The following is a 22,434-nucleotide window of genomic DNA, read 5'->3' as shown; positions in this document are numbered from 1 at the left end:
ACCCCTTAGTTATTTTCGACTTTTTTGACTTTAATTTTTAACCCGGTAATTGAAGCAACTTCAACGCTCTCACCGCTGGAAATATTTTCATCGCTGAATGCGGACCAGATTTCTCCGTGAACCCTGATCTCACCGCTTTTGCCTATATCCGTTTTCGCCACGCCTATTTCACCGATAAGACCTTCAGCCCCGGTTGCAATTTTTCGTTTTTGAGCCTTGTAATAAAGATACATCGCAGTAATGAAAAATGATGCTGTCAATAATACAGACGGAATAATGACCGAAAGACTTATCTGGTAAATGGGTAATGGCGAATCTATTAACATTATCGAGCCGAGCGTCATAGCTACAATTCCACCGATTGTCAGACCTCCATAACTTATCACCTTAATTTCAAGAATAAAAAGTATTAAAGCAAAGAGTATCAAAGCCATGCCTGCCCAATTGATCGGGAGAGTCTGGAAGCTGAAGAAAGCGAGAATCAGGAATATTCCCCCGAGGATACCGGGAACCAACGCACCGGGATTTGATATTTCGAAAAACAATCCGTATACCCCGAGCATCATGAAAATATAGGCTATATTCGGATTTGAAATTGTCAACAAAAATTTGTGCCTGAATCCCATTTCATAGTGAACGATCTTGGCATTTACCGTATTTAAAACGATCTCTTTATGTTCTAATTTTATAGTGTCACCGTTTATGGATACCAAAAGGCTGTCGATATTCGGAGAAATATAGTCTATCACATTTAGCTCTAAAGCCTTTATCTCAGTGATAGATGCGCTCTCGATAACGGCTAATTCTGCCCAATCCGCATTTTTGCCTTGTTTATCGGCTATAGATCGAATCTGCGCTACCGCATCATTCGTAACCTTATCCCACATTACGCTTCCCGAATCGGGAGAGGCCCCTCCCAAGCCCACCGGGTGTGCTGCACCTATATTGGTCCCGTTGTCCATTACTGCTATGTGAGCCGCTAAGGTGATGAAAACTCCTGCGGATCCGGCTCTTGAGCCGGACGGCGCTACATACACTATCACGGGCACATCGGACTCCAGCACTGCTTTCACTATCTGTCTCATCGATTCCATCAAGCCGCCGGGAGTGTCGAGTTCTATTATCAGTCCGTCGGCATTTAATTCTTCTGCCCGGTCGATCCCTTTGATTATGTACTCCGCAGTCACGGGATTTATAACTCCCTCTACGGTTATTAGATGAAAGATCGGGTGCGATGTTGAGTCGGTTCCGGCTTTCGCTTCCACAGTGGCAGCGACAAAGAAGCATATAATTACGAATAGCTGGATTCGACGTATCAATTTGTTAACAGGTACTTTCAATTAGTTTCAATAACGTCCTTTTTAGCCACGAATGTCAAGTGAAATCGGGGTTTACTGAGGCGCAAATAACGCGGATATCTCTTCACTGTATTTCATTCCGTAGTCGGATAAAAAGAGAAAATCGTTTTCTATTAATAATATCGGTTCCTGACCGGGTTCATTCAGTTCATCTACTTTTTTCAGTTGAGTTTCATATCGGTTTTCGAAGACAATATCGAACTCTCTTTCAAAGGACGGAAGATGTAATCCCTCTGTCGTTCTTAATTTTAGAAAAATCCGTTCAAATATCAATTGCTCCCGGCTTAGTTCCTCCCTTCCCGCTATCGGACTCTCACCGTTATTTATCTTCTTTATATACGAATCAACATCGGGCAGATTCCACCATCTGACTTTGCCGTCGAACGAATGCGCTGAGGGACCGAAACCATAATATGTTGCTCCGTTCCAATATGAGGAATTATGCATGGATTTGTATCCGGGAAGGGAATAACTTGAGATCTCATATCGTTTATAATCGGCATTTTCAAGAAACTCTATTATAGCAGCGCTCATTTCCGCCTCTAACTTTTCGTCCACAGGTGTAATCTCTCCTCTCTCTTTCATACCATAAAAAGGTGTGCCCTCTTCATAAGTGAGTGAATAAACAGAGATGTGTTTCGGCTTCAATCTGATCACCTTTTTGACGTTTTCGCGCACAGAATCGACGCTCTGTCCCGGTATACCGTAAATAAGGTCCAGATTAAAATTTTCGAATCCCGACTCCCGGGCTGCTTCAACAGCCGCAACAATATCTTCCGGCGAATGGATTCTTCCGAGCGTCTTCAGCTCTTCCGGCTGAAACGATTGCGCTCCGATACTGAGCCTATTGACTCCCGCCTCTTTATATGCGTGGAGTTTATCCTTTTTAATCTCATCGGGGTTGGCTTCGAGAGTTATCTCAGCTTCTCCGAGAATTCTGAAATGCTTCTTCAGCGAGTCCAATATTTCCTTAATTTGATCTCCGGAAAGCATACTCGGGGTGCCGCCCCCAAAATAGACAGTGCCGATATCGAGATTTGTTGGTGGATTTACCTTTATTTCAGAGAGCAGCGAATCTACAAAACTCTTTCTTGAAGATTCTTCATCTATCCCGCTCTCGATGGAATAAAAATCACAGTAAGGGCATTTAAATATGCAAAAAGGAACGTGAAGATATATACCGGCGGACGATGCTAACTTAGTATTGTGCCGATTCTTGACCAACGAACTTTTTCGAATATGTTGTACAATGGAATAGTTTTGTCCCAGGACCAGTAGATAATCAGACCTTCTCCAAGTATGTTTCGCTCGGGAACCAAACCCCAATATCGGCTGTCGTAACTCTCATCTCTGTTGTCACCCATAACGAAAATATAACCCTCGGGTATTTCTATCGGCCCGTAATTATCTCTGTTTCCGGCGCCCTTCGGATAAATGAGACCTTCCTGCATCTTCCTACTGCGAATATTCGGATCGCTGTATTTGCCATTATCAGGGAGTTCTACGAACTTGTTGTCAACATACACCTTTTTATTACGTATGGTGAGGGTTTGACCTCCGACGGCGATCGCGCGCTTAATATAATTCTGACTCGGATCGCGGGGGTATTTAAAAATTATAATGTCTCCCTGCTTGGGATGCCTGAAGGAAGGAAGACGCCAATCGGTGCCCGGAATTCGAACACCGAATATGAATTTGTTCCCGAGAATAAAATCACCGACTAATATCGTATCCTCCATAGAACCGGTCGGGATCTGATACGCCTCCACGATAGTAGCTTTGATTATCAAAGCCGTTAAAATAATTCCGCCTATCGATTTGGCGTTCTGAACGATTTTATCCATAGTTTCTTGTTTTATCATCTGTAGTCTTATACGCATGTAGTTAAACTATTGTTTCTCGGTTGACAGAGTCAAGTTCTAATCCATTCGCCGCCGAAACGCCAATGATGATGCTTTTTGCCACCGCTTCTGCCGCTACGTCCCCGACAACGTTTATATCGCATTCCTCATTTCCGGTAGAGACGGCAAAAACAATGTCACCGTCATACATAGTGTGAGCCGGAATTATAGTCCTTGAAACGCCGTCCTGCGCCATTTGAGCAACTTTTGTCGCCTGCTCCTTTGTCATCTTACAATTTGTCGCTACTACGGCAAGGACGGTGTTTTCTATCCATGGCTCACCGGACTTCGGCATTACCCAATCGTCCCTGTTAATGCTTCCGACTATCGTTTTATTTCTATAAGGGTCTATCACGTTACCAAGAGGATTTGCTACAGTCATCACTCCCACTACGACATTATCGTTTATCTTGAACGATGTCGTTCCGAATCCACCTCTGCCTCTTTTCTCTCCCGAAATACCGCCCGCAGATGCTCCGATACCTACGCCGTGCAGTCCTATCTCCGGATTTTCACCCGAAGCATCAGCAGCTGCCCGGTACCCCATTTCAAAATCAGGACGAACTGATGCGGAGCCAACCCTTAAATCGAATATCACCGCCGCTGGCACTATAGGAATCCGCGCAACTTGTACGTCATATCCGATACCCTTCTCCTCAAGAAACTTTTGCACTCCGCCCGCGGCATCCAATCCGAATGCGCTCCCTCCCGTAAGTAAGATTGCGTGTATCTTCTCTACGTTTCGAACCGGCTTGATAGATTCGATCTCACGAGTTCCGGGTGCTGAACCCCTCACGTCTACGCCCGCAACGGCGCCATATTCGAATATAGCGACCGTGCATCCGGTCTTGGCTTCGGTGTCTTCGGCGCTGCCGACTTTGACTCCGGGTACGTCTGTTATACCTTCACCACTCTGCAATGCTCACCCGTCAATTTTTATGAATCCAACTTTGTACATTTCGTATTCAGTTATGCGGACACCGGAACGCCGTTTGTCTCACCTATGCGGAAATATTTTTTCAATACAGCCATCAAAAAGTTTTGCATTGCGTACACTTCTGCGGCGAACGGCAGAAATCCCAAAAAGCCGATTATCGGCATCTCGAAATACTTTGGACCCGCTCCAAGAAAACCGGGTACTGTGTATATCCATTTCGTGTGAGCCCAGTAATTCCAGAACTCCCAGAGAAATCCGCAAATTATACCTGCGGTAAAAAGGTTCAGCAGTTTTGCCGGCTTGCCCGCCCTCATGTCGGGTAGAATTGATTTTCCTCCAAGCCGTTCATTTATCGGTTCCAACAAAAAAACGTATCCGGACCAGACAAACGCATAAAAATATGCGGCTACGTTGCTATTGAATGCGAACGGCAAAAACACTAAAAAAAATCCTGTAACAACATACCCCCTCATCATACCCTGCCCTAATTTCCAGGGTTTGATACGTATATTATCGAACAGTTTTAAATGCTTTATGAACTCATATGTAAGCAGAATACCCGGGAATATAGTAGCGAATGCCCACGCTGATGATAACCAGTAAATAGGTAAACTCTCCGGAATACCGACGTAATGCCAATTGTTCATATAAAGATCGTAAGCCTCAAAGAGCAGCCAGCATAGTACCGACCAGGGGAGCATCCATACGAATTCCAGTCTTCTGTTCATTAGATATGAAGAACCGGTTAATCGGAAAATCAAAGCGTCCATGAACATTATATAACCTGTCCATGCTATAGGGGTCATATAACTCAATACAAATTTATTTTCGATTATCAGACCTATCTCCGCAAATAGAATTATCAAGAGTCCCGCCCATCCGTACAACTTCATTATTGAATTTCCTCCGTTACTTTCATCCTTTTATTCATTGCTCTACTGTACCCCCATATCCGTTTCTACGCATATCCGGCGCCGGTACCAACCTTCCAGTGGAGCGATCCCACCCGATGGTTTGTGCGATACCAATTATATCCTTTTCTTTTAAATCGTACCCTGATGATTCCAATTTCAGTTTCATTTCACTATCAAGCGCATCCGGTTCGTAGTATAGTGAATCAGGCAGCCACTGATGGTGAATTCTCGGTCTCTTCACCGCTTCGACCGGTTCCATCTTAAAATCTATATAGTTTATGAGTACCTGAGCTACTGTGGTGATTATTCTGCTCCCGCCAGGTGAGCCGGTTATAAGCACTACCTTTCCGTTCTTTTCCACAATAGTAGGAGTCATCGAACTCAACATTCTCTTTCCGGGCTCGACTATGTTCGCTTCCCCTTGTACCAGACCATACATATTCGGAACTCCGGGTTTGGCAGCAAAGTCGTCCATTTCATTGTTCAGAAAGAAACCCGCGCCGTCAACCACAATCTTAGAGCCGTAATAGGCATTTATGGTCGTTGATACAGATACGGCGTTGCCCCACTTATCGATAACCGAATAGTGTGTGGTCTCGGTGCTCTCATTTAAAAGCACATTCTCCACGGAATCAAGCCGGGTTTCATTCCAGTACTTTAAATTCTTACTTGGGATTATTTTTCCTGTTTTAATGGTGTCCGCCTTCGGCTGCGCGTATTCCTTCGCTGTTAATGCGTTTACAGGGACATGATAGAAATCCATATCACCGAGATACGCCGCTCTGTCGGCGTATGCATGTTTAGCCGCTTCTGTAAACGTTTTATTGAACGAATAAGAGCCTCTTTCCATTCCGGATATATCAAAATTTTCGAGTATGTTCAGCATCTCTGTCAAAACTATGCCGCCGGAACTCGGAGGCTGCATTCCTATGATCTCGTACCCCCGGTAGTTGCCGATTACGGGAACACGCTCAACCGGTCTATACGCACGCAGGTCGGAGATTGTTATCAGCCCGCCATAATTATTCATTGTAGATACGAATAACTCGGCGGTCTTTCCTTCATAAAATCCTTTCGCTCCCTCTTCCATGATCCTCATTAGCGTTTCTGATAGGTCTGCCTGAATCAGTCTGTCTCCTACCTTATATGGAAGCAAATCTTTCAGGAATATGGACGAGGTTGCCGGATATTTTCGAAATATATCCAATCTCTGCGAAATCGTTTCCGACATTCCGGAGGTCACGATTATCCCTTCTTTCGCCAACTTATACGAGGGTAAAATCAGTTCCTCAACACTCATCGTTCCGTATTTATCCAAAGCGTATAGCATTCCGGCAACACTTCCGGGGACACCGGCAGCAAGCCCACCTTCTTCCGAAAGTTCGGGTATATGATTTCCTGCCGAATCGAGGAACATATCACGGGTAGCCTTTTCAGGGGCTTTCTCCCTGAAATCTATTGTAGTTTTAGTTCCGTCTGACAGGCGAAGAACCATAAATCCTCCTCCGCCTAAGTTCCCTGCTCTCGGATACGTCACCGCAAGGGTAAAGCCCACAGCCACAGCAGCGTCTACCGCGTTACCTCCCTTTTTGAGTATCTTCAGTCCTACGTCTGTTGCAAGGCTGTCGGCCGAGACGACGATACCCGCTGAATGAAATTCTGATCTATCATCAACCGGGATATTCGGATTACACGCTGGAATCGTAAGAACAAAGATTATTAGGAGTCTTTTGTAGATCACAAAAGGACTACTTTTTTTGAAAAGCATTGATGATATGATGCACTGTCGGTATTTCAGGTTCAATGTCTACAGCCATAGCGTCGAACCTGTATTCTTCCGCATCAGGTTTTTTTTCTTGTATGTATGCTTCGGCAGCTCTTATCAATTGTTCCCTCTTTTTTTCGGATATCCACTCCTCCGGTTCGCCGAAATTTTGATGTAATTTAGTTTTAACCTCTACAAATACAAGTGTGTTCTCTTTTGATGCGATTATATCTATCTCACTCTCCCTTTTTCCAGCCCAGTAGTTTCTTTCTATTACCGTGTAACCCCTCTTTATCAGTTCAAGCGATGCTATACGTTCTCCATGCTCCCCTACCTTTTTTTGGTTAGTGAGATCTAATTTCACTTCTATCTCTTTAACTCTTCGGAAACTCTTTCGGTGGACCGGAGATGGTCCTAATTGGTTTATGGATTTTATATGCTTTTCTGTTCCGTATCCTTTATGAATTTCGAACCCGTATTCGGGATATATTTTTGATATTTCACGCATGATGCCATCGCGCGTCACTTTAGCAATTATTGAAGCGGCGCCGATTGAGGTTGAGAGCGAATCCCCGTTTATTATTGCTGTTTGTGGGAAAATTTTACCCGGCAATCCTCTTCCGTCAACTAATATATGATCGGGCGTGGTTCCCAGGTTTCCGATAGCTTTTCTCATGGCCTTGTGAGTAGATTTTAAAATATCGGTTTTATCGATTTCTTCCTGCCAAACCGTTCCTACGCCGAATCTAACGCACTTTGCAGTAATGATTTCATAGAGTTCTTCTCTAACGGCGGGACGCAATTTCTTTGAGTCATCAATTCCTTCCGGTATATTGTCCTTGTCTAATATAACCGCAGCGGCTACAACAGGACCCGCTAACGGACCTCTGCCTGCTTCGTCCACACCTGCAATTTTATTAATTCCTTTTGACCAGAGTTGTTTTTCATAATGAATCGGGTCTATTTCAGGCATACGGGGGAGAGTGTTTGCCGCTCTGATTCAGATCAGTGCTGTGAGATATTTAACGAGAAATATACGGTGCATCATATCACTGAACGTCTTCATCTTCAATGTTATGCTCCACAAGGGTGTCCGTCAAAACATCAGTTGTATCTTTTAGCCGGCTTGCGAGTACTTCTAATATTTTTACCGTAAACGCGGGGAAATTCCTTACCAAATCCCTCAGAGTGATTCGAATGACGGATACTGTTGATGGTGATAACGCTTTGATGGTTGCGGTTCTTTCCTCACCGAGAATAATGGACATTTCTCCAAGAATAGTACCCGGTTTTTCGTATTCTGAGACTAAATTTTCATCCTTATATACTCCTAATTTCCCTTTTTTGAGAATATAGATATAGTCCCCGGCGTCTCCCTCATTGCAAATTACCTCACCTTCTTGAAAATCTTTTTCAATACCTGTCGTCATAGTCGAATCTCCGGTTCATCTTACGCCCATTGGGAATACTCGGAAGTTAAACAATTTTTACTATTATACTATAATAACCGGATCGCACTGAATATTCAAAATAAAAAACTGGTTGTGGGTGTATATTTAAATCGTCCGCAACCAGTTTTTATAACTTGACCGGAATGCTAATCTCCGCTTAAAAACCTGGCTCCCCCCTTGCCAGGAATGAGCTGGCTTCGCATTCTGTGCGTTGTTAAGGCATATATTATGCCACTCCGTCAAATTGGGAGAAATATTCATGCGAATTGATTAAAGCGATTCGTTATCATACTGTTTATTTTAGATTTAGCAACATACTTTAAACTGAGTTCTGTAATACAATATTGTCTTCTGTTGTGGAGTAAATTCTCATTTTGAATAACTCGGGAGGAGAATTTTATTAAATTTGAGACTGAATCCGGCTACTCTTCTTTGACTCTCTCGGCAGCTCTTCTTTGGTATGTCATCTGAGGTGTTTGAATCACGGCAACTTTACGGTCAATATTTATGTAAACTTTGGTGTTCTTCTTGATGAAATATGTCCATTCCTCAAATAGTTCACCATTGAATTCAACGTTATACCGGACGATTTGCGGGTCGGACCATGCAGCGGTCACCATCAAGTCTTCAAATCCAACGTCAATCCTTCCATTCCTGATAGCTCGAACTTTGTCACCCCTCCATTCAGGGTGGTCAAGGATTGCTAATTCCCTAGTTGCTATACGTTTGCGCTGTTTATCATAATTTTTCTGTATAAGCGTGCCTGACACTCCCCAGAGTAATCCTGCCGAACTTAAAAACGCCAACCAGGAATAAAGTGGATTTGTTTTTTTATCAAATGCTACGCCTAACCCCAAAAACGCTACCAGACCGCCTATAGCTATGTAAGTTACGGTGAGATGCAGCGTAGGCTTATCCGATTCCTCAAGAACGTTTTCGAAAAAGGGTCTTTTTTCTTCTTTTTCCAGGTAGATCCATTCCGAATCTTTTAGCGGGGGGCGAACCGCGCACGCCGTTGATTGCATCAATATCGAAAACATAAGTATTATGCCGGTCGTTCGAGTCAATTTATCTTTCTTGATCACAAAACCTCATTCCGATATAGCTTAACGTCAATTCCATGATTCTCTGCTGATGCTTCTTCCGTTTGACCTGAACAACAGCGCGCCTTCAAAATCGGTTCGATAATAATTTATGCCTAAAGAATGATATCTGGTCAGTACATTTTCTGAAGGATGATTATAAGGATTGTTCATTCCGACTGAAATTACAGCTTCCTTTGGACTTACACGATTTAAAAAAATCTCGCTGCTTGACGTCGCACTGCCGTGATGCGGAACTTTTAAAACCTCCGAGTTGATCTGAAAACCAGACTCAGCCAGAAATTTTTCCGCTTTAGAATCAATATCTCCCGGAAACAGAAAAGTCGAATATCCATAGGTGAATTTCATAACGATCGATAAGTCGTTGGAGGACTGCAGCACCGAGTAAGCATAACTTCCAGGCGGATTATACACCTGCATGTTCGAAAATGAACCTAACCTTATTGTGTCACCCATCTTGACTTTCCTTACGGGAATTCCGAGTTCACCCGCTGCTGACAGAGCATCAATATATGGTGGAGATTTTGAATCATTATAACTGGTCATTAAACTGTCTACCTGAAAGTTTTGAAGTAAATATTTCACGCCGCCAACATGGTCTGCGTCCTGATGACTGAGCAGAAGATAATCAATTTTTTTAATCCCTTTTTCCAAGAGGAAGGGTGAAATAATGTATTTTCCCGCCTGTTTGCCGAATCCTTTTCGTCCAGCATCTATCAAAATATTTTTTGTCGCAAAACCGTCTATGAAAATTGCGTCTCCTTGTCCCACGTCTAAGAAATAGACGTCAATTCCTCTAAAATGCAACGCCTTGTTCCACATAAATCCGTTCAAGGTAATTAAGACAAGTATCACTAACCATTTTCTCCCCTTTAATTCATTCAGGAATCCGATGCTGAATATCGTTAAGAGAATGATAAAAAGTAACCAGAACGGGAAAGACCCCGTGACGATATTTGCTCTAAAATTATCAGAAAAAAATGAGAGCAGTGAAATGAGAGACTCGGTTAAAAAGTCTAAACCCGCCGCAAAAATCAATCCAGATGGCGGATATAAATAGTAAAAGAACAGTGTAACTATACCCAGCGCAACAAGTACTCCGACAAATGGAACTATCAGAACGTTTAACAGCAACCCGGTAAGAAAAAAGTTTTTAAAATGATACGCTGTAAGCGGCATTGTAACTACTTGGGCTGACAGTGTCATTAAATAGAGCAAGATAATCCATCTCAATATTCGTCGAAATCCGTTAGTAGGTTTAGGTAGACGAATTTTATCTCCAAACCTCTCTTTAAAAAATATTATTGAAGCAACGGCTGCGAATGATAATTGGAATCCCGGTTGGAATAATTCCGCAGGTTTCAAAAGCAGGATGATGATCGCAGCTATTCCGAGTGTATTGAGCGGTAAGTGTCTGCGTTCGGAAATTATCCCTGCAAGTAATATTATGGACATAATCGAGGCTCTCGTTACCGGTGTCTTCCATCCAATCAGATATGCATACATGATAATTCCCGTAATTATAAAGAGAACTTTTGGTTTTCTTTTAAACCGGAAGAGCGATCCGATAATGAAAAGAATTCCAACAATGTAACCGATATGTAATCCCGAAATTGCGAGGACATGAATTATTCCCGTCTTTCTAAAATCATCACGAGTCTCTTCTGAAAGCAATGCACGATTACCGAGTAGTATCGCGCTTATTACGGAAGAACTTTCCGGAGATAGTATTCGGTTAACACTGTTTTGTAGGGACTCCCTGATTGAATAGGTCCCGTCGCTTATTGAAAGCCGATTGTCTCTCTTAGAAATTAAATTAACTGAATTGAGGTTTTTCTTTGATATATAGGCGTTTATTCCTATTGAACGAAAGTACTTACTAATGTCGAATTCACCGGGGTTTCTCCTGCCTCCGGGTAAATTGAGACGTCCCCGCAGAGCAATCGAATCGCCATACCCGACAAAATTTAAACTTTCAGGTAGTCTGATCCTTATTTTTAAACGATCCTTGACAAGATCGGAATCATTCACTATCAATCCGTCAACGGATATGTCAATCCACCTTGACTTCCCTTTGCTAACAGCTGTCACCTTACCTACTGTAGTGATGTCATTATCCGCCCATCTGCTTGAATTGAGCCGGGTGTTATCGAAGTTCGAAAGTGATGAAGCGCTGTAACCTATAAAAGCAAGGAGAACTGTTTGGGTGATAAAATTATATTCGTAATTCCGAAGAAAAAACAACAACATTAAAAGAACGGATAGTATGACAAATATTAGCAGAGGCTGAACCTGGAGTTCGAGTATCCCTTGAAACAGTATACCGAATATGATAGGGATCAGCGCCTTGAGTGCCGGATATTTAGCGAAATGGTTTATCAATCTTAATTTATATTTACATCACTCACAAATCTCTCTTTTACCAAGTTCTGCACATCAGTCATCGCCAAATCAAATGCGGGAAAATTGAGAACAAAGTTTTCAAATCCCGGGTAGATTCTTATGATTTTGTAACCGTCCGATTTTTTCTCTTCGAGAGCCCATGTAGTGTATTCGGTACGAGCGTCATCAGAAAATTCCCATTCAGACCGAAAATGCTTTTGGACGTAGAGTTCCGCTAAAACCCTCCCGGCTCGCTCAATCACAAATCCATAACTTCTTATGATAGGGGAGTTTAACATGGTTTTATTTACTTTATACTTTAGTACAGTAATTTCATAGCCGGACAGATCAATCTTTCCTTCTTCGCTAATTTCAAATTCTGAATCTATCGATTTAGGGTCCCTTGATGCCAGTGGTATGAGCGAGATGGCCAACACAACCACTACGCCCCATTTTAAAAGCGACGCTATACCGGCAATACCCAAAATCGAGTCCTATTTATTATCAGCTATCATAAGTAATTAGCGATATGATATTTTCATCAGGGAGTTTTTCACGTCCGTTTAAAAAACCAAGCTCGATGAGAAATAGAACGGCAGAAACGTTTCCGCCTAATTTTTTGACGAGCTTCAGTGCCGCCGACATCGTTCCTCCCGTAGCAAGTAGGTCATCGATAATAACAACGTTAGAACCTTCAGCAATCGAATCCCGATGTATTTCAAGCGTATCGGTACCATACTCCAGGTCATAGTTTTCTGAAGTTGTATCACCCGGTAGTTTACCCGGCTTTCTAATTAGATCGAACCCGACGCCTATTCTATCTGCGACTGCTCCGCCGAAAATAAATCCTCTCGATTCTATTCCAAGCACGATGTCAACTTCTACACCCGAAAGATGCCTTACCATCTCATCGATTGCGTTTTTGAATCCGATTGGATCACGCGTTAACGTCGTAATATCCTTGAAACCAATTCCCTGTTTAGGAAAGTCTTCGATTGTCCGTATGTAACTCTGAAGGTCAGTCATATAATTCAGCCCTGTAATGATTTATCAGAGGCATTCTCCTCCCTATCCCGAATGCTCTTTTAGTTATCTTGATTCCGGGAGGAGCCTGGCGCCTTTTATATTCGGAATTCTTGATCAAATTATGAATCCTCTCAACATCTTCTACCGCATATCCCGCGTTCACCAGATCCTTAACCGACTTTCCATGCTCGATAATATCTTCAACAAGAGGACTTACAACCTCGTAATCGAATGGATCGAATTGGTTTTCTGATAATTCTGCGGAAGGTTTTTTTAATAGCACGGACTCGGGTATAATCGCCTTATTCATTTTTCTATTATAATACTCGCACATTTTATATACCTGAAGCTTTGAGACATCATTTATCGGCGACAAACCGCCTGCCATATCCCCGTACATAGTCGCATACCCGAGCGCTAATTCAGTCTTGTTTCCCGTAGATAACAGCATATGACCGAATTTATTGGAGAGCGCCATCAGGATATTTCCGCGGATGCGCGCCTGAATATTTTCCTCCGATTCGTTTTGATCAGTATTTCGAAAATGTTTTGAAAGTGCTTCTAAATAGGTTGAATACATTTTCTCTATCGAGATCTTCTTAAAATTCATACCCAGGCTTTTTGCCAGCTCTTCGGCATCCTTTTTACCGTGTTCCGATGAATACCGTGAAGGCATGGAAACGCCCGTCACATTTTCGGGACCGAGAGCTTCACATGCGAGAACAGCAACTAACGATGAATCTACTCCCCCTGAAAGTCCGACAAGCGCCGAATTGAACCCGCTCTTTTTTATGTAATCGTGGATACCGAGAGTAATCGCATTAAACGAATCCTCGATATTGTCACTGTTGAGGTCAGTCTCTTCATGAAAACTGACTGACTTTTTATCTTCGAGGTTAATTATTGAAAGTTCTTCTTTAAATGAATCCGATTTGTGTATCAAATTACCTTTGGTATCAGATGCCAGACTCGTACCGTCGAAGACGACCTCATCCTGCCCCCCCACTAAATTACAGTAAAAAAACGGCTTTCCGGTATTTTTACTATGGTTGGTAATCAATCGAATTCTTTCAGAAATTTTCCCTTCCGAATAAGGGGAGGCTGAAATGTTGAGTAAGATATCTGAATTATTGGACGCTAATACCGTAGTGACGTTCTTAGCCGATCTGTCCCACATATCTTCACAAATCTGAATCCCGAGGTTGACCGTTTTACCCTCAATCTTTACTTTAACCGGATCTGAGTTAACTCCTGAGGTATAGTATCTATCTTCGTCAAAAACATCGTAAGTTGGGAGTTTGATCTTGTGCACCTTTCCTAAAAGTTTACCGTCTTGAATCACTCCTGCGGTGTTGTAAAGACTGTTATCGAGCTTCTCAACGAAGCCGACTATCACAACTATATTCTGACATTCCGATATCAGTCTGTCCAGTTCTTTCAGGTTATCGCTGACAAATTTATCATTGAATAACAGGTCAAGTGTCATGTAACCCGGAATTGTAGTTTCAGGAAGCAGCACGATATCGGCTCCATCACCGCGAGCCTTATCTATATATTGTATTGCTTTATCGGTATTTTCCTTTAAAGCGCCAACTGTCGTATTTATCTGAGCGAGAGCGACTTTCATATTTTCAGTTTTTTATATTGAACTCAGTATGGGACGGTTCATATTCGATCCACCTCACTACAACGTCATTAACTTTAGAGAACGAAGGACCTATGCTGAGTTGTTTTATCAGTGAATTTAAAGCGCCTCTATCGCCGAACGCTTTCACCTCAACTTCACCGCTGGGGAGGTTTTTCGCCCACCCCGTCAGGTTAATTCGTTGAGCTGATCGTGCAGCGAACCAGCGGTAACCCACACCCTGAACGTTACCTTTGACGATTGCATGCAAACCCGCATAATTCATTTATATCTGCTCATATGCCTTTGCTACGGCATCTTCCGGGGAATCGGCACTGATAATCCCCTCTATGCTCCATGTTTGAAGACCGATCACCGGTATATCCAGCTGAAGACAGTATGCTATTTCAGACAGAGTACCGTACTGTCCGTCTATAGCGATAGCGGCATCGATCGATCTCGCTATTATGGCGTTTCGGCCAATTCCCATCCCGGTCGCAATGGCAATGTCGATATATTGATTACCTTCTTCTTTTGTAGATGTAGGAAGAATACCCACAGTAATCCCATCGTTGGATTTTGCGCCTATGCATGCTGCTTCCATCACTCCTCCCATACCGCCGCACACGAGGATTCCCCCCAGCTTAGCAATTCCTCTACCCACCTGTTCCGCTATTTGCCTGATATCCTGACTTACGTCTCTGCCACCCAGAACTCCAATCGCAACTCTTCTGCCCGGTGTTGACTGCATTTAAGGTTCCAACCTGTGAATCATGCGGGGAAACGGTATCGATTCCCTGATATGTTTAAGACCGCAAATCCATGCAACCACTCTTTCGATACCCATCCCGAAACCCGAATGGGGAAAGGTGCCGTACTTTCTGAGGTCAAGGTACCATTCAAACTCTTTGACCGATAGACCATACTCTTTTAATCTTTTGTGAATGATGTCGTAATTATCCTCGCGCTCTCCTCCACCGATGATCTCTCCGTAACCTTCAGGAGCCAACATGTCCACCCCGAGCGCAAGATCATCATTATCATTATCTCTTTTCATATAAAACGCTTTCACCGCGGCCGGATACCTGTGAACCAAAACCGGTTTGTCAAACATTTCAGCAAGGATTGTTTCATCCTCTCCTCCAAAATCACCGCCCCATTCGAATTTATGCCCCGAATCGTTTAGTTTTTTTACCGCTTCCGTGTAGGAGATGCGGGGAAACGGGGGGACTACGTTCTCGAGATTTGTCAAATCCCTCTCGAGAATTTTCAATTCATCTGTTTTCGTTTCAAGAACCTTTTGTACCACGTAACTGACGAATTCCTCGGCGAGCTTCATGTTGTCTTCCAAATCGGAATACGCAACCTCAGGTTCCACCATCCAGAATTCCGTAAGGTGCCTCCTTGTTTTTGACTTTTCCGCCCGGAAAGTCGGGCCGAAACAATACACTCTTCCAAGCGAAGCAGCCGAAGCTTCGCTGTACAGCTGTCCACTCTGTGCGAGGTAGGCAATACGTCCGAAATATTCTGTTTCAAAAAGAGTGGTTGTTCCCTCACAAGAGGTGGGAGTAAATATCGGTGTATCTACGAGTACGAAATCTCTCTCGTCAAAAAAATCGCGGCACGCTTTGATAATCGTATGCCGTATTTTCAAAATCGCATGCTGCCTGCGCGACCGCAGCCACAAGTGCCGGTTATCCATCAAAAAAGCCGTCCCGTGTTCCTTCGGGGATATAGGATACTCATCAGCCACCTGGTGTATCTTTATTGCCGTGACTTGTATTTCATATCCCCCCTCGGACCTTTTTTCTTCTTTGACCGTTCCTGTAATTGAGAGCGATGACTCTTGTGTGATCAAACCTATCTTATCAAATACCTCATCGGACACATCTGATTTGGAAACAACCCCTTGTACTCTGCCTGTTCCGTCTCTGACTATTATAAATGCAATTTTTCCGCTTGATCTTTTATTGTACAGCCAACCGTTAATTGTGACTTCTTCATCAACGTGGCTTGAGAGGTTATTTATGTAAACTCTGTTCATTTATTTCCTTTTAGATAATTTTTTTACCATCCGGAGAGTGTTTGGTTTATTATCTCCGTAACCAATCTTTCCACAGCTTGATCCAAGCCGTCTGCACGCTCCTCAGGAGACGAAGCTGAATATACACCCCATCCAATAATTCCACCCTCAAAGAGATCAACATTTTTAATCTGATCGTACCAGACGATATCTATTGAAATACTTACCCTGAATTCCTGCACGTCTTCGTTCTCATCAAAAGTATAGGGCGCGTCCGATACTCTTGTTATTGTCCCCTGTATGATTGAATCTGCATTTTTTTTATCCGCAATCTGGAGGATATTTTCTTTGATAAAATTATCAAGAAGGGCATCGGTTACTTTTTCTTTTATTCCGAATTCTGCCGTTTCGTTTTCGAATAGCGGTATAGCGACAGATTTAATATGCCCCGGTACTGAGGAACCGGAAAACGAATATGGGCCGCAGGAGATAAACACGACTGACATCAAGATAAAAATATTTCTGGAATATTGATTAAATGTCATACTCTTTAATCTTCCTATATAATGTGCGTTCGCTTATGCCGAGAGATTCAGAAGACATCCGCCTGTTGCCTCTGTATTTATCAAGAGTGGATATAATCAGTTCCTTCTCCATATCCTGCATCGATACGTTTCCAACCTCTTTGTTACTCACTACAACAGCAGATTCTTCAAACGCGTCCGAATAATTAGTCTTTTCTGATTCCAAGCCTCCCCGGCGAGGTTGAAGCATCAAACGGTTTGCGAGCATATCTTTCATTTCCGATATATCATTCCTTAAAAGAAATAACGTTCTGATTATCATCTCCCGTTCCGCTGTGGCGCTGTCTTTCTCCAAATGAACGGGTAAATTTGTCGAACCGGTTGAAATCGTTTCTTCCTGATCGTACAGGTGTTTTTTAAGAACCTTGCCGGTGATTACTTTCCCCTTTTCAAGAACTATCAGACTTTCCATAAGATTCTTCAGCTCGCGCACATTCCCCGGCCAGTTGTGAGATTCAAGCATCTGAATCGCATCGTCAGTGAAACCGCCGAAAGTGATATTGAGGCTTTGTGCTCTTTCGTTTGCGAATATTTGGGAGAGAATCTCAATGTCGGCAACTCTCTTTCTAAGCGTCGGCATGATGATGCTTATTGATTTGAGCCTATAATATAAGTCTCTGCGAAATTCGTTTGCACTGACCAGCTCCTTCAGATTTCTATTCGTCGCCGCAATTATGCGAACGTTGAGAGTCCGGGTATTTGCGCTCCCGACTCTCTGAAACTCTTTTTGTTCGAGAACCCTCAATAATTTTACCTGCGTGTTCAACGGCATTTCACCTATCTCATCGAGAAATATCGTACCGCCGTCAGCTTCCTCAAAGTATCCTTTCCGGTCCGAATAAGCACCTGTAAAAGATCCTTTCTCGTGACCAAAGAGCTCACTCTCAATCAGCCCTTCGGGAATGGCGCCTGCATTCACGATAACGAGCGGTTTGGAAGATCTTCCACTCTCCTCGTGTAATGCCCTCGCGGCTAATTCTTTCCCGGTGCCTGACTCTCCTTCTATCAGCACAGATATATCTGTCGGTCCCACCTGCTCTATGGTTCTGACAACGTCCTTGATTTCTTCTGAAATTCCTATCAGTCCGTACTTCTTCTGAAGACGCTCGATCTTAGTTTCAGGAAGGCTTTTCATCTTGCGTTACCACCGTTCTTAATGTATCGCTTGAAAAATTCGACAGTTCTTTCAATTCCCTCTTCAATTTCAATTTCGGCTTTCCAGCCATATAGTCTCTCTGCCCTATCCGATGCAATACTACTTCGCCGCTGTTCCCCGGACACTGCAGGACCATGAGTCGCATGCCTTGTTGAATCGGTCTTTTTGCTTAGAATCTCATAGAGTTCATTGACGTCAATTTCAACTCCTCTTCCCGCATTGACAATTGAGTTATCATCAGCGCCCAAAACCTTTGCATTCAGTCGCACAATATCATCTATGTAGGTGTAATCACGGGTTTGTTTCCCGTCACCGTTAATCACTACATCTTCATTTTTTAGTAATTTCAACGCAAATATGGCGATTACCCCCGCCTCTCCATCGGGATTCTGGCGCGGACCGTAAACATTTGAATAGCGGAGAACGTTGAAATTCAAACCGTACTCGACATTAAAATAGTGTAGGTATTTTTCGAGCGATAGTTTTGAAACGCCGTAAGGTGATACCGGATTGGTATCATGATCTTCCGGTGCAGGATATTCAGACTGTTCTCCGTATATCGCTCCGCCTGTGGAAGCGAATATTATCTGCTTGACTCCTTTTCTTACGCAATTATTGATAAGGTTCAGACTCCCGATTATGTTTATATCAGCGTCCTCGGCCGGGTTATCCACCGATTTCCGTATATCCATTTGCGCTGCATGATGATTAATTACGTCAAAATTACCCTTGTCAAATATTCTCGAAACTTCCTTAGACCGGATGTCCATTTCATGGTAAACAACGTCGTCTCTCTTGTTTACTTCTTTTCCTTTTGACATATCATCAATGACCTCAACGTTATGTCCGAGTTCAACATATTTATCCACAATATGAGACCCTATGAATCCCGCTCCGCCCGTAACGAGGATATTCATTCTGCGACTGCTTCCTGATATTTCAGACCTCGCTGACCGATATCAGTTCTGTAATGTACACCCTGAAAAGAAACTCTGTCGACAGTGGCGTATACAACATCAAGTGAACCTTTAAGTGTGCTCCCTATACCGCTAATTGTAAGTACTCTACCTCCATTCGTGTAATACTCTTCTTTATCCAAAATAGTGCCCGCATGAAATATCACGACGTCGTTGTTCAGGTCGTCATCGAGCCCGGATATTTTATGTCCCACCTCATATTCAGCTGGATATCCCTCTGAAGCAAGAACAACGCATGAAGCGTGTTTGGATCTATCGACCGATGAGTAAGGTGGTGAAATTTCACCGGAAGCGGAGTCCATAAGCAGGTCAAGAAATTCGTTGCCTAACAAGGGTATCACGACCTGCGCTTCCGGGTCGCCAAACCTTACGTTGAATTCAACAACTTTCGGACCGTCAGAAGTGACCATAATTCCAGCATATAATAAACCCTTGAAAGGAGTGCCGTCCTGCGCCATCCCCCGTATGGTCGGTTCGATTATTTTACTTTCAATCTCTGATAACATCTCTTCTGATATTACCGGAGCAGGCGAGTAAGCTCCCATACCGCCGGTATTTGGGCCTTCATCGTTGTCATAAACTCTCTTATGATCCTGAGAACTCGGAAGAATAACGTAATTTTCACCGTCTGAGATGGCAAGAATCGACGCTTCCTCGCCTATCATGAGTTCCTCTATCAAGACCATGTCGCCGGATTTTCCAAAATCTTTTCTTATCATCATTGAATCAATACAATCTTTTGCTTCTTCGATTTTATTACAAATGACCGCTCCTTTCCCAGCTGCAAGACCGCTCGCTTTTACTACGCATGGGATTGTCTCTTGATTTATATATTGGAGCGCTTCTTCAGCATTATCAAAATATGCGTAATTCGAAGTGGGGATAGAATATCGTTCCATAAACCTCTTTGCAAAATACTTACTCCCTTCCAATTGAGATGCCTCCGCACTCGGTCCGAATATCTTAAGTCCCTCAGATTCAAAGGAATCGACTATCCCGTCAACCAGCGGTTGTTCAGGCCCGACAACAGTAAAATCAATATGTTCAGTCTTTACAGCCGTTATGAGACTTTCAATATCGGTAGTCTTGATATCCAGGAGTTCAACGTCTTTCATTCCGGGGTTTCCGGGGGCGCAATATATTTTCTCTACCCTATCGTCTTGAGCGATCTTCCAAACAAGCGCATGTTCCCTCCCGCCGGAACCTATTACAAGAATCTTCAAGCAGCGGCTCCTATTTCGTCTTCTATCTTTTTTATTTCATCCCTCAGTTCCGCGGCGATTTCGAAATCTAATTTTTCCGCAGCCGATGTCATCTCTTTTCGTAGTATGTCCAAAAAGTCGAGTTTATCCAGTTGATCTGAATATTTCTCCGAAATCGAGCTCAATCTTCTCTCTTTAGAAATACCTGAATACGAATCCGCCACTGCGGTCGTACGCATTACTTGTTCATCACTCTTTACTATAGTTTTGGGAATGATGCCGTGCTTTTTATTGAATTCCGCCTGTTTTTTTCTTCTTCGATTAGTTTCGTCAATTACCTTCTGCATAGAATTGGTAATTCTGTCGGCGTAAAACAATACCTTGCCTGACACGTTTCTCGCTGCCCTGCCAGCCGTTTGCATCAGAGAAACTTCCGATCTTAAAAAACCTTCCTTATCCGCATCAAGTATCGCAACAAGAGACACCTCGGGAAGGTCGAGACCCTCTCGCAGAAGATTTATTCCAACAAGTACGTCAAATTTATTTAACCGCAAATCTCTTAATATTTTTACCCTTTCCAACGCTCCGATTTCCGAATGTAAATATCGGACGTTAATTTTTATTTCGGTAAGATAATCTGTCAAATCCTCCGACATTCTTTTCGTTAAGGTAATAACCAGAACTCTTTCTCCCGATTCCACTCTCTCTCTGATACTCGCTACGAGGTGATCGATCTGCCCCTTAGTCGGTAATACCTCAATTTCGGGATCGAGCAAACCGGTAGGACGCACCAACTGCTCGATAATAACTCCCGCGCTCTTTTCTAATTCATATTCTCCCGGTGTAGCGGATACGTACACGAAACGTTTGATCTTGGACATAAACTCATCAAATTTCAGAGGCCTGTTGTCCAATGCTGACGGAAGCCTGAACCCATAATCGACGAGCACTTCCTTTCGAGCCCTGTCCCCATTGAACATACCTCTGACCTGAGGTAATGTTACATGGGACTCATCGACCATCACCAGAAAATCATCAGGAAAATAATCCAATAGAGTTTCCGGCGGAGCACCCGGTTTTCTGCCGGCTATAATTCTTGAGTAATTTTCAATACCGGAGCAATATCCCAACTCCTGGATCATCTCAATATCATACCGCGTCCTCTGCTCAAGTCTTTGCTCTTCAACCAGCTTATTTTCTGCTCTGAGCTCTTCAAGCCGGAGTGAAAGCTCTTCTTCAATTTCGACGATAGCGGCTTTCATTTTCTCCTCGGGTGTTACAAAGTGTTTAGCGGGATAGACCACCGTTCTATCCTTTTCATTCAATATTTCACCCGTCAGCGCGTCGATCGTGGAGATGTTTTCGATCTCGTCTCCAAACAACTCGATTCTGACAGGATGATCATCGTAAGCGGGAAATACCTCTATCACGTCCCCTCTGACCCTGAAGTTGCCCCTTTCGAGCACCGCGTCATTTCTCAAGTAGTGGATATTTACCAAACTCATCAGAACCTTGCGACGATCAATTTCTTCGCCTTTGTTCAGAATGACGCACATATCACTGAAGTCCTTTGGCGACCCGATTCCGTATATACATGAAACTGAAGAGACTACGATCACATCCTTTCGCTCCATCAATGCGCTTGTCGTCCGAAGCCGAAGCTTGTCTATCTCTTCATTTACCGAAGAATCTTTTTCGATAAAAGTGTCAGTAACGGGTAGATACGCTTCCGGTTGGTAATAGTCGTAATATGATATAAAGAATTCAACAGCATTTTTCGGGAATAGCGATTTGAATTCTCCGAAGAGCTGTGCGGCAAGAGTTTTGTTATGTGAGATGACCAGCGTGGGAAGCCCTAAATTTTTAATCACATGTGCCATTGAAAAGGTTTTTCCGCTTCCGGTGACGCCGAGAAGGGTGTTGTGGGCATTTCCCGACTTGAGAGCGGATGTTAGTTCCTTTATCGCGTTGGGTTGATCACCGCTCGGGTTAAAATTCGATTCTATTTCAAACAGTGCCATTATGACATAT

The 22,434-nt window shown here is 43.2% G+C and carries 21 protein-coding genes; all 21 read right to left on the bottom strand.

Translation table 11 applies throughout. The features are described from left to right. Window positions 1–5: 5 nt before the first annotated feature. Window positions 6–1,307 (bottom strand): nodulation protein NfeD, encoded by a 1,302-nt coding sequence (locus tag IID12_00870; protein ID MCH8287644.1) that lies wholly within the window; start codon window positions 1,305–1,307, stop codon window positions 6–8. An 84-nt stretch (window positions 1,308–1,391) separates the two neighbouring features. After that, on the bottom strand, window positions 1,392–2,582 hold the full coding sequence (gene hemW / locus IID12_00865; protein MCH8287643.1) for a radical SAM family heme chaperone HemW: 1,191 nt from the start codon (window positions 2,580–2,582) through the stop codon (window positions 1,392–1,394). Then, window positions 2,552–3,202 carry a signal peptidase I gene (gene lepB / locus IID12_00860; GenBank protein MCH8287642.1) on the bottom strand — a complete coding sequence of 217 codons (651 nt, stop codon included), beginning with the start codon at window positions 3,200–3,202 and terminating at the stop codon, window positions 2,552–2,554. Before lepB ends, hemW begins: the two co-directional genes overlap by 31 nt. Window positions 3,203–3,242: 40 nt before the next feature. Beyond that, window positions 3,243–4,178 (bottom strand): P1 family peptidase, encoded by a 936-nt coding sequence (locus IID12_00855; GenBank protein MCH8287641.1) that lies wholly within the window; start codon window positions 4,176–4,178, stop codon window positions 3,243–3,245. Window positions 4,179–4,228: 50 nt separating this feature from the next. Continuing rightward, complete coding sequence (locus IID12_00850; protein ID MCH8287640.1) at window positions 4,229–5,089, bottom strand: hypothetical protein; 861 nt, start codon at window positions 5,087–5,089, stop codon at window positions 4,229–4,231. A 34-nt stretch (window positions 5,090–5,123) separates the two neighbouring features. Continuing rightward, window positions 5,124–6,851: a gamma-glutamyltransferase gene (gene ggt / locus IID12_00845; GenBank protein MCH8287639.1), complete on the bottom strand. Its 1,728-nt coding sequence runs from the start codon at window positions 6,849–6,851 to the stop codon at window positions 5,124–5,126. 7 nt (window positions 6,852–6,858) lie between these two features. Then, window positions 6,859–7,848 (bottom strand): ribonuclease HII, encoded by a 990-nt coding sequence (locus IID12_00840; protein ID MCH8287638.1) that lies wholly within the window; start codon window positions 7,846–7,848, stop codon window positions 6,859–6,861. 76 nt (window positions 7,849–7,924) lie between these two features. Then, window positions 7,925–8,305: a cyclic nucleotide-binding domain-containing protein gene (locus IID12_00835; GenBank protein MCH8287637.1), complete on the bottom strand. Its 381-nt coding sequence runs from the start codon at window positions 8,303–8,305 to the stop codon at window positions 7,925–7,927. Window positions 8,306–8,748: 443 nt separating this feature from the next. Next, window positions 8,749–9,411 (bottom strand): hypothetical protein, encoded by a 663-nt coding sequence (locus tag IID12_00830; GenBank protein ID MCH8287636.1) that lies wholly within the window; start codon window positions 9,409–9,411, stop codon window positions 8,749–8,751. A gap of 27 nt (window positions 9,412–9,438) precedes the next feature. Then, complete coding sequence (locus IID12_00825; GenBank protein MCH8287635.1) at window positions 9,439–11,811, bottom strand: DNA internalization-related competence protein ComEC/Rec2; 2,373 nt, start codon at window positions 11,809–11,811, stop codon at window positions 9,439–9,441. 2 nt (window positions 11,812–11,813) lie between these two features. Next, a complete protein-coding gene (locus IID12_00820; protein MCH8287634.1) occupies window positions 11,814–12,296 on the bottom strand; it encodes a hypothetical protein in 483 nt (160 codons plus the stop codon). Between the two features lie 19 nt (window positions 12,297–12,315). Continuing rightward, window positions 12,316–12,837, bottom strand: a complete 522-nt coding sequence (locus tag IID12_00815; GenBank protein ID MCH8287633.1) for an adenine phosphoribosyltransferase — start codon at window positions 12,835–12,837, stop codon at window positions 12,316–12,318. Then, on the bottom strand, window positions 12,830–14,464 hold the full coding sequence (locus tag IID12_00810) for an NAD+ synthase (GenBank protein ID MCH8287632.1): 1,635 nt from the start codon (window positions 14,462–14,464) through the stop codon (window positions 12,830–12,832). The genes IID12_00815 and IID12_00810 overlap by 8 nt, the downstream gene beginning before the upstream one ends. A 4-nt stretch (window positions 14,465–14,468) precedes the next feature. Next, window positions 14,469–14,747 (bottom strand): acylphosphatase, encoded by a 279-nt coding sequence (locus IID12_00805; protein MCH8287631.1) that lies wholly within the window; start codon window positions 14,745–14,747, stop codon window positions 14,469–14,471. Further along, window positions 14,748–15,212, bottom strand: a complete 465-nt coding sequence (locus tag IID12_00800; GenBank protein ID MCH8287630.1) for a TIGR00725 family protein — start codon at window positions 15,210–15,212, stop codon at window positions 14,748–14,750. Next, window positions 15,213–16,505: an asparagine--tRNA ligase gene (asnS, locus tag IID12_00795; protein MCH8287629.1), complete on the bottom strand. Its 1,293-nt coding sequence runs from the start codon at window positions 16,503–16,505 to the stop codon at window positions 15,213–15,215. It abuts the gene before it with no gap. A 23-nt stretch (window positions 16,506–16,528) separates the two neighbouring features. After that, the gene (locus IID12_00790) at window positions 16,529–16,990 is read right to left on the bottom strand and encodes an LptE family protein (GenBank protein ID MCH8287628.1); all 462 of its coding nucleotides are present in this window, start codon (window positions 16,988–16,990) and stop codon (window positions 16,529–16,531) included. Between the two features lie 28 nt (window positions 16,991–17,018). Next, window positions 17,019–18,203 carry a sigma-54-dependent Fis family transcriptional regulator gene (locus tag IID12_00785; protein ID MCH8287627.1) on the bottom strand — a complete coding sequence of 395 codons (1,185 nt, stop codon included), beginning with the start codon at window positions 18,201–18,203 and terminating at the stop codon, window positions 17,019–17,021. Then, complete coding sequence (locus IID12_00780; GenBank protein MCH8287626.1) at window positions 18,200–19,141, bottom strand: NAD-dependent epimerase/dehydratase family protein; 942 nt, start codon at window positions 19,139–19,141, stop codon at window positions 18,200–18,202. Before IID12_00780 ends, IID12_00785 begins: the two co-directional genes overlap by 4 nt. Beyond that, on the bottom strand, window positions 19,138–20,424 hold the full coding sequence (gene purD / locus IID12_00775; GenBank protein MCH8287625.1) for a phosphoribosylamine--glycine ligase: 1,287 nt from the start codon (window positions 20,422–20,424) through the stop codon (window positions 19,138–19,140). Before purD ends, IID12_00780 begins: the two co-directional genes overlap by 4 nt. Beyond that, entirely contained in the window at window positions 20,421–22,427 is a 2,007-nt protein-coding gene (gene uvrB, locus IID12_00770; GenBank protein ID MCH8287624.1) for an excinuclease ABC subunit UvrB, read from the bottom strand. The genes purD and uvrB overlap by 4 nt, the downstream gene beginning before the upstream one ends. Between the last annotated feature and the right edge of the window lie 7 nt (window positions 22,428–22,434).

The organism is Candidatus Neomarinimicrobiota bacterium (assembly GCA_022567655.1).
Classification (GTDB): Bacteria; Fidelibacterota; SORT01; order SORT01; family SORT01; genus JADFGO01.
The sequence above is the reverse complement of the archived record's forward strand: the minus strand, read 5'-3'. Positions and strand labels throughout refer to the sequence as shown.

What these genes read in the sequence shown, in the direction of transcription:
- IID12_00790 (MCH8287628.1), bottom strand. Translation starts at nt 16,990, where the DNA reads ATGTCAGTCGTGTTTATCTCCTGCGGCCCATATTCGTTTTCCGGTTCC.
- IID12_00805 (MCH8287631.1), bottom strand. Translation starts at nt 14,747, where the DNA reads ATGAATTATGCGGGTTTGCATGCAATCGTCAAAGGTAACGTTCAGGGT.
- IID12_00785 (MCH8287627.1), bottom strand. Translation starts at nt 18,203, where the DNA reads ATGAAAAGCCTTCCTGAAACTAAGATCGAGCGTCTTCAGAAGAAGTAC.
- IID12_00810 (MCH8287632.1), bottom strand. Translation starts at nt 14,464, where the DNA reads ATGAAAGTCGCTCTCGCTCAGATAAATACGACAGTTGGCGCTTTAAAG.
- IID12_00835 (MCH8287637.1), bottom strand. Translation starts at nt 8,305, where the DNA reads ATGACGACAGGTATTGAAAAAGATTTTCAAGAAGGTGAGGTAATTTGC.
- IID12_00840 (MCH8287638.1), bottom strand. Translation starts at nt 7,848, where the DNA reads ATGCCTGAAATAGACCCGATTCATTATGAAAAACAACTCTGGTCAAAA.
- IID12_00780 (MCH8287626.1), bottom strand. Translation starts at nt 19,141, where the DNA reads ATGAATATCCTCGTTACGGGCGGAGCGGGATTCATAGGGTCTCATATT.
- IID12_00850 (MCH8287640.1), bottom strand. Translation starts at nt 5,089, where the DNA reads ATGAAGTTGTACGGATGGGCGGGACTCTTGATAATTCTATTTGCGGAG.
- asnS (MCH8287629.1), bottom strand. Translation starts at nt 16,505, where the DNA reads ATGAACAGAGTTTACATAAATAACCTCTCAAGCCACGTTGATGAAGAA.
- IID12_00815 (MCH8287633.1), bottom strand. Translation starts at nt 12,837, where the DNA reads ATGACTGACCTTCAGAGTTACATACGGACAATCGAAGACTTTCCTAAA.
- IID12_00800 (MCH8287630.1), bottom strand. Translation starts at nt 15,212, where the DNA reads ATGCAGTCAACACCGGGCAGAAGAGTTGCGATTGGAGTTCTGGGTGGC.
- lepB (MCH8287642.1), bottom strand. Translation starts at nt 3,202, where the DNA reads ATGGATAAAATCGTTCAGAACGCCAAATCGATAGGCGGAATTATTTTA.